Genomic DNA, 6,865 nt, shown 5'->3' on the forward strand with positions numbered 1-6,865 from the left:
AGGCGCTGTTGACCTTCCGCGATCGCTACTTTTTATAAGGCATGCATCCATGAAAAACATGAAACTGGAGTGGAAAAGAGGTGATTGGGCGGCGTATTTCGGGTTGATGACCAACAACCTGACCAATCTGCTGACCATGATGGGGCTGCTCATTTTTGTCGTCGGCATCCCGAAGGAGATTGTTTATGGACGCATCGCGCCGGCCTTCGGGCTGGCGGTGCTGGTCGCGAGTATTTGCTACGCCTGGTTCGGCATGCAGATGGCGCGCGCCACCGGGCGTACGGACGTGACCGCGCTGCCGTCCGGCCCGAGCGCGCCGTCGATTTTTACCGTGACCTTCCTGGTCCTGATGCCGGTGTATCAGCAGACCGGCGATGCGGACTTCGCGATCCAGATTGGCCTGGTGTGGTGCTTCGTGGAGGCGATGATCCTCGCGGGCGGTTCGTTCCTCGGTGAAACCATCCGCAAGATGATCCCGCGTACCGTGCTGCTGTCGTGCCTCTCCGGTTTGGGCCTGCTGCTGCTGGCGATGAACCCGATGCTGCAGGCGTTCGAAGCGCCGACCGTGTCGTTTATCGTGCTGCTGCTGATCTTCATCAACTGGTTCGGTAAAAAGCCGATTTTCGCCCGTATCCCGACCGGTCTGCTGCTGCTGATTGCCGGTACGGCACTGGCGTGGATCTCCGGCCTGCAAAGCCCGGAAGCGATTAAAGCGTCCATGTCATCCTTCGGCTTTAACCCGCCGGAAGTGCACGTGGACAGCTTCATGCAGGGCCTGCCGCACGCGCTGCCTTATCTGGCATCTGCCGTGCCGCTGGGGCTGGCGAACTACATCTTTGACCTGGAGAACATCGAAAGCGCCCACGCGGCGGGGGATGCGTACCCGACGCGCAAGGTGATGCTGGCTAACGGTCTGGCGTCGATGCTCGGCTGCCTGATGGGGAACCCGTTCCCGGTGACGGTCTACGTCGGCCACCCTGGCTGGAAAGCGATGGGGGCGAGCATCGGCTATACGCTGGCCTCCGGCGTGACCATGTTCATCGTGCCGCTGTTCGGACTGGGGGCGTTTATGCTCGCCATCATTCCGATGACCGCCATCGTGCCGATTCTGGTGTTTATCGGCGTCGTCACCGCCAACCAGGTGGTGAGGGAAACGCCCAAAGTGGAAGTGCCGGTGATCTTCATCTGCCTGTTCCCGTGGATCGCTAACTGGGCGCTGACCATGATGAACAGCGTGATGGGAGCGGCGGGCACGAATGCCGCCAAAATCGGTACCGACGTGCTGCACAGCAAAGGGATCTACTACGAAGGATTAGTCCATCTGGGGAACGGGGCTCCGCTTGCCAGCATGCTGTGGGGCTGTATCGCCATTTTCGCCATTATCAACAAACCGCTGCGCGGAGCCGTGGCCGCGGCGGGCGGGGCACTGCTGGCGCTGTTCGGGGTGATCCACGCCCCGGTGGTGGGTTTTGCCGAAGGCAGTTCGCTGATGTTCGTCACCGCGTATCTGATGATGGGCGGGATGTTTGTGGTGAAGCATGTGCTGGATAGTCGCGAAGCGGCGAGCGCGGCGGCACCGGTTTCTGAATCCTGATAATGCCTGATGCCCTCACCCTAACCCTCTCCCACAGGGAGAGGGAACGTTAATCCCCCTCCCTGTGGGAGAGGGCCGGGGTGAAGGCACCAGAACGCACCTTCGAAAGGAAACAAAATGAAAGAGCTTATGGTCGTCGCCATCGGCGGCAACAGCATTATCAAAGACAACGCCAGCCAGTCGGTTGAACATCAGGCGCAGGCGGTGAAAGCGGTAGCAGAGTCGGTGCTGGAAATGCTGGCCTCCGACTATGACATCGTGCTCACGCACGGCAATGGCCCCCAGGTGGGGCTGGATCTGCGCCGCGCCGAAATCGCCCACGAGCGGGAAGGGCTGCCGCTGACGCCGCTGGCAAACTGCGTGGCGGACACCCAGGGCGGGATTGGCTACCTGATCCAGCAGGCGCTCAACAATCGCCTGGCCGCTCGCGGGGAGCAAAAAGCGGTCACGGTCGTCACGCAGGTGGAGGTGGATAAAAACGATCCGGGCTTTACTCACCCTACCAAACCTATCGGTGCGTTCTTCACCGAGGCGCAGCGCGACGAGCTGCAGCGCGCACACCCGGACTGGCATTTTGTCGAGGATTCAGGCCGTGGCTACCGTCGCGTGGTGGCCTCACCGCAGCCGCTGCGTATTGTCGAGGCTGATGCCATCAAGGCCCTTACGCAAAAAGGCTTTGTGGTGATCGGCGCGGGCGGCGGCGGAATACCCGTGATTCGCAGCGAGCAGGGCGACTACCAGAGCGTCGACGCGGTGATTGATAAAGATCTCTCTACCGCGCTGCTGGCGCGGGAGATCGGCGCCGACGTGCTGGTGATCACCACCGGCGTGGAGAAGGTGTGCATTAACTTCGGCAAGCCGAACCAGCAGGCGCTGGACTCCGTCAGCGTGGCGCAGATGACGCGCTACAGGGAAGAGGGCCACTTCCCGGCGGGCAGTATGCTCCCCAAAATCGTCGCCTCGCTGGAATTTTTACACCACGGCGGCAGGCGCGTGATTATCACCTCGCCGGACTGCCTGCCCGCGGCGCTGCGCGGGGAAACCGGCACCCATATTGTTAATGAAGGAAGATAAGATGAGTGAAAACAAAAGCCGCCGCGAATTTATCAGCCAGAGCGGAAAAATGGTCACCGCCTGCGCGCTGTTTGGCACCACCGGATCCGTCGCGTATGCTGCTGACTCCGCGAAGCCAACCTGCGAGACGGGCAAACCGATGAGCATCACCGCGAAACATTACTATCTGGACAACGTGCTGCTGGAGGCCGGGTTCAACGTCGACGGCGGCGTGGCGACGAGCACCCGCACCGAGCTGAAAACGCTGGAGATTAACGACGGGAAGATCGTCGCCCTGCGCGATAACAAGCGCCACGCCGACGCCACGCTGCCGCACTACGACGCGGGCGGCAAGCTGATGCTCCCGGCGATGCGCGACATGCACATTCACCTGGATAAAACCTTTTATGGCGGTCCGTGGCGCTCCCTGAACCGCCCGGCGGGTACCACGATCCAGGATATGATCCGCCTCGAGCAGAAGCTGCTGCCGGAGCTACAGCCCTACACCCAGGAACGCGCGGAAAAGCTGATCGACCTGATCCAGTCTAAAGGCTCCACCATCGCCCGCAGCCACTGCAATATCGAGCCGACCTCCGGCCTGAAGAATCTGGAAAACCTGCAGGCGGTTTTATCGCGCCGTAAGCCCGGCTTTGACTGCGAAATCGTCGCTTTCCCGCAGCACGGCCTGCTGCTGTCGAACTCCGAAAAGCTGATGCGCGAGGCGATGCAGGCCGGAGCGCACTATGTGGGCGGGCTGGACCCAACCAACGTCGACGGCGCGATGGAGAAATCCCTCGACACTATGTTCCAGATTGCGCTGGACTACGATAAAGGGGTGGACATCCACCTGCACGAAACCAGCCCGGCAGGCGTGGCGGCGGTGAATTATATGGTCGAAACCGTGGAGAAAACGCCGGAGCTGAAGGGCAAGCTGACCATCAGCCACGCCTTCGCGCTGGCGACGCTCAACGAGCAGCAGGTGGATGAGATCGCCACCCGCATGGCGGCGCAGCAGGTGACCATCGCTTCCACGGTGCCGATTGGCACTCTGCATATGCCGCTGAAGCAGCTGCGCGAGAAGGGCGTGTTCGTGATGACGGGGACCGACAGCGTCATCGACCACTGGTCGCCGTACGGTCTGGGGGACATGCTGGAGAAAGCGAATCTTTACGCTCAGCTCTACATCCGCCCGAACGAGCAGACGCTCTCCCGCGCGCTCGGTATCGCCACCGGCGACGTGCTGCCGCTGAATGACAAAGGCGAGCGCGTGTGGCCAAAAGCGCAGGACGACGCCAGCTTTGTGCTGGTGGATGCCTCCTGCTCCGCCGAGGCCGTGGCGCGCATTTCTCCGCGCACCGCGACGTTCCATAAGGGCAACCTTGTCTGGGGCTCGGTGGGTTGACGTGCATTTCTCCCTCTCCCTGTGGGAGAGGGTTGGGGTGAGGGCATCAGGCCGCACTTCCATAGGTCGGGTAAGGCGAAGCCGCCACCCGACAATGCAGTATACTGCTATGCACATTCTTAAAGAGGGATCTGCCATGGCACAAAACATCTACGACAATCCGGCGTTTTTTGAAGGCTACGCCCGGCTTCCACGCTCGGTGCAGGGTCTGGACGGCGCGCCGGAGTGGCCCGCGCTTAAGGCCATGCTGCCTGATTTAACCGGCAAATCGGTTGTCGATCTCGGCTGCGGCTACGGCTGGTTCTGCCGCGCGGCGCGCGAGCTGGGTGCTGCTGACGTCACGGGGGTCGATATCTCAGAAAAGATGCTTGCCCGCGCAGCGGAGCTTACCGCTGACCCACAGATTCACTATCAGCGTAGCGATCTGGAATCTCTCAAGCTCAACGAGAACAGCCTCGATCTGGTCTACAGCTCGCTGGCGCTGCACTACCTGCCGGAACTGGATACGCTATTCGCCAGGGTCCAGCGCGCGCTCAAGCCCGGCGGCAGCCTGGTCTTTTCGATGGAGCACCCGATCTACACCTGCGCCACCCGTCAGGGCTGGCTGACCGACGATAACGGCGAGCGATACTGGGGCGTTAATCATTATCAGGATGAAGGCAAACGAATCAGCAACTGGCTGGCGGACGGGGTGGTGAAATACCACCGCACGCTGGGCACCACGCTTAACGCGCTGATCGGGGCCGGATTAACGATAAGCGACGTCAACGAGTGGGGTCCAGCGCAGGCGCAGATTGACTCCTGGCCCGCGCTGGCCGAAGAGGCGGAGCGCCCGATGCTGGTGCTGATCGCCGCCCGTAAGGCTCAGTAACCCACCTTATACACCCGCCCGCTCTGCACGCCTTCCACGCTGCGGCGATAGGCCTGCGCCACGGTCGCGGCGGGAACGCTCTCAAAGCCCGGGAAGAAGCCGTCGTAGGTTTCGACGGATTCGGTGAGTACCGTCGGGCTAATCAGGTTGATGCGGATCCCGCGCGGCAGCTCGCAGGCTGCAGCGCGGACAAACCCTTCCAGCGCCGCGTTTACCGTGGTGGCATTCACGCCCTGGGCAATAGGCTCGTGCGCCACGATGCCGCTAATCAGGGTGATCGAGCCGCCCTCGTTCAGGTAGTGCTGGCCGATCAGCGCCAGGCGCACCTGCCCGAGCAGCTTGTCCTGCAGGCCCTGGTTGAAGTCGCTGTCCTTCATGGTCGCGAGCGGGCCAAAGTAAAGACCCCCGCTGGCGGAGACAATCGCATCCACCGGGCCGATTTTCTCAAACAGCGCCTGGACGCTCGCCTGCGAGGTGATATCCACCTGCTCGTCGCCCTGCGTGCGGCCGACGCGGATGACCTCGTGGCGACGACTCAGCTCTTCCGTTACCGCACGACCGACCGTACCGCTGGCACCAATAATCACGATTTTCATAGCCGACTCCTTATGTTGTGAGCCTTCATTCTTTAATAAATAAAAATGCAGATAAACTGGGCTAAAGTTAGAAGATTGCTAACCAGAGGTTTGGAATATGGATAAGCTTCGCAGCATGGAGACCTTTATTGCCGTGGTTGAAAGCGGCAGTTTTACCGGTGCGGCGGCTCGGCTGGAGATGTCGGCGGTGATGGTGGGCAAGTACGTTGCGCTGCTGGAATCACAGCTCGGCACCCGTCTGCTGGAGCGTAACACGCGGCGCCAGAGCCTGACCGACGCCGGACGGGTCTATTACGACGAGGCGAAGCGGGTGCTGGAGCAGGTGGCGATTGCCGAAAGCGCGGTGGAACGCTTGCGTGCCGCACCGTCCGGCACCCTGCGCGTGACCGCACCCACCTCGTTTGGCGGCAGCGCGATCGCGCCGCTTACGGCCTCTTTTTTACAACGCTACCCGGAGGTGCGCATCGAGCTGGATCTCACTAACCGGATGGTGGACCTGGTGGAGGAGGGCATCGATCTGGCCATTCGCATTGGCGACATTCACAACGACGATCTGGTGGCGAAATACCTCTGCCCTTACCGGATGGTGATCTGCGCGGCGCCGGACTACCTTGCGCGCTACGGTACGCCGCAAACCCCTGCCGATCTGGTGGATCATCTCTGCTTATCCCACAGCGTGTGGACCGCACGCAACGAGTGGCGGCTGCCGGGCGTCGAAGGCGAGGTGCGCTGGAAGCGGGATGCGGTCTTGAGATGCAACGACGGTTACGGGCTGCGGATGGCCGCGAGAGCCGGGGCGGGGCTGCTGCTTCAGCCGGAAGTGCTGGTGGCGGAAGATCTGGAAAGCGGCAGGCTGGTGCGGGTGCTGGAGGCGTATATTCCGGCGCCGAGACCCGTGCATTTGCTGTGGCGTCAGGATTTACGACCTCTCCCTAAGCTAACGGAATTTATCGCCCATATTCTGCTAAGATTGGGCACACTATAAAAAAAGAAGGTATGCAAAGAATGTCTGTGAATAAACTCGCCAGCAGCGCGCAGGGCCTGCAATCATCTGCCATCCGTGAATTATTAAAACATAGCAAAATGGCCGGCGTCATTTCGCTGGGTGGGGGGATCCCTAACCCGGCCCTGTTCGATCACGAAGGGCTGAAAATTGCCGCTGATGCCGTATTATCACAGCATTTTGGTGAGGCCTTTCAATACGGTCTGACCGAAGGCGTACCGGGGCTGCGGGAAGAAATTCAGCGCATCTGCGAGGGGCGCGGTATCGCCTGTAAGGCCGATGATGTTGTTATTACTTCCGGTTCACAGCAGTCCCTCGACGTGCTGGCGCGTGCATTAATCAACCC

General features: G+C 61.0%; 6 protein-coding genes and 1 pseudogene. 6 read left to right on the plus strand and 1 reads right to left on the minus strand.

The features are described 5' to 3' along the window. Positions 1–49 precede the first annotated feature (49 nt). The 4 genes from DEO48_RS06795 (at position 50) to DEO48_RS06810 (ending at position 4,920) form a co-directional block, all read left to right on the plus strand. On the plus strand, positions 50–1,594 hold the full coding sequence (locus DEO48_RS06795; RefSeq protein WP_109844710.1) for a xanthine permease: 1,545 nt from the start codon (positions 50–52) through the stop codon (positions 1,592–1,594). 117 nt (positions 1,595–1,711) lie between these two features. Further along, positions 1,712–2,668, plus strand: coding sequence for a carbamate kinase family protein (locus DEO48_RS06800; RefSeq protein WP_109844711.1), 957 nt, complete (start codon positions 1,712–1,714; stop codon positions 2,666–2,668). A 1-nt stretch (position 2,669) separates the two neighbouring features. Continuing rightward, a complete protein-coding gene (locus tag DEO48_RS06805) occupies positions 2,670–4,049 on the plus strand; it encodes an amidohydrolase family protein (RefSeq protein WP_109844712.1) in 1,380 nt (459 codons plus the stop codon). Between the two features lie 136 nt (positions 4,050–4,185). After that, on the plus strand, positions 4,186–4,920 hold the full coding sequence (locus tag DEO48_RS06810) for a bifunctional 2-polyprenyl-6-hydroxyphenol methylase/3-demethylubiquinol 3-O-methyltransferase UbiG (RefSeq protein WP_109844714.1): 735 nt from the start codon (positions 4,186–4,188) through the stop codon (positions 4,918–4,920). Here the strand turns inward: DEO48_RS06810 and DEO48_RS06815 are convergent. After that, positions 4,914–5,516, minus strand: coding sequence for a short chain dehydrogenase (locus DEO48_RS06815; RefSeq protein WP_109844713.1), 603 nt, complete (start codon positions 5,514–5,516; stop codon positions 4,914–4,916). The two genes, DEO48_RS06810 and DEO48_RS06815, sit on opposite strands and share 7 nt — an antisense overlap. 97 nt (positions 5,517–5,613) lie before the next feature. Here DEO48_RS06815 and DEO48_RS06820 point away from each other — a divergent pair, with 97 nt between their 5' ends. Then, positions 5,614–6,501, plus strand: coding sequence for a LysR family transcriptional regulator (locus DEO48_RS06820; RefSeq protein ID WP_045357533.1), 888 nt, complete (start codon positions 5,614–5,616; stop codon positions 6,499–6,501). Positions 6,502–6,521: 20 nt separating this feature from the next. Beyond that, positions 6,522–6,865, plus strand: a pseudogene (locus tag DEO48_RS06825) (PLP-dependent aminotransferase family protein); the annotation flags it as partial.

The organism is Enterobacter sp. CGMCC 5087, assembly GCF_003144775.1.
GTDB lineage: Bacteria > Pseudomonadota > Gammaproteobacteria > Enterobacterales > Enterobacteriaceae > Enterobacter > Enterobacter cloacae_M.

Bases quoted from the DNA above. Each gene is read 5' to 3' on its own strand.
- DEO48_RS06805 (WP_109844712.1), top strand. From the start codon at position 2,670: ATGAGTGAAAACAAAAGCCGCCGCGAATTTATCAGCCAGAGCGGAAAA.
- DEO48_RS06795 (WP_109844710.1), top strand. From the start codon at position 50: ATGAAAAACATGAAACTGGAGTGGAAAAGAGGTGATTGGGCGGCGTAT.
- DEO48_RS06810 (WP_109844714.1), top strand. From the start codon at position 4,186: ATGGCACAAAACATCTACGACAATCCGGCGTTTTTTGAAGGCTACGCC.
- DEO48_RS06815 (WP_109844713.1), bottom strand. From the start codon at position 5,516: ATGAAAATCGTGATTATTGGTGCCAGCGGTACGGTCGGTCGTGCGGTA.
- DEO48_RS06820 (WP_045357533.1), top strand. From the start codon at position 5,614: ATGGATAAGCTTCGCAGCATGGAGACCTTTATTGCCGTGGTTGAAAGC.
- DEO48_RS06800 (WP_109844711.1), top strand. From the start codon at position 1,712: ATGAAAGAGCTTATGGTCGTCGCCATCGGCGGCAACAGCATTATCAAA.